Origin of the sequence: Cupriavidus sp. SIMBA_020, from assembly GCF_046535395.1 — a bacterium.
GTDB lineage: Bacteria > Pseudomonadota > Gammaproteobacteria > Burkholderiales > Burkholderiaceae > Cupriavidus > Cupriavidus campinensis.
Genome location: NZ_JAWRWU010000110.1, coordinates 1 through 407, shown reverse-complemented (window position 1 = coordinate 407; position 407 = coordinate 1). Strand labels below are relative to the sequence as shown.

General features: G+C 69.0%; 1 protein-coding gene. It reads right to left on the bottom strand.

The features are described from left to right. Window positions 1-407, bottom strand: a 407-nt coding sequence (gene ccsA / locus SB751_RS28380; RefSeq protein WP_410748837.1) for a cytochrome c biogenesis protein CcsA, incomplete at both ends; no start/stop codon positions are given.

The window sequence follows — 407 nt, the reverse complement described above, 5'->3', positions numbered from 1 at the left end:
ATGTTCACTCCCAGGAAGGCGAAGCCGGTGATCAGCAGCCCCGTCAGCGCCCAGTAGGCCGCCATCGTGCCGCGCAGGCCCTTGATCAACCGCATGTGCAGCCAGGCCGCGTAGTTCAGCCAGACGATCAGCGCCCAGGTTTCCTTGGGGTCCCACTGCCAGTAGGCGCCCCAGGCGTCCGCGGCCCACAGCGCGCCCAGGATGGTCGCCACGGTGAAGAAGGCGAAGCCGATGGCGATGGCGCGGTACATGATGTCGTCCAGCACCTCCAGCGGCGGCAGCGCGGCGGCGATGCGGCGCCGGCCCAGCAGGATGGCGCCGACGATCACCGCGCCGATGCCGAAATACAGCATCCAGGTGGCCGACAGGCCGTCGGTGCGGAACACCATGGGCTCGGCGCACAGCAG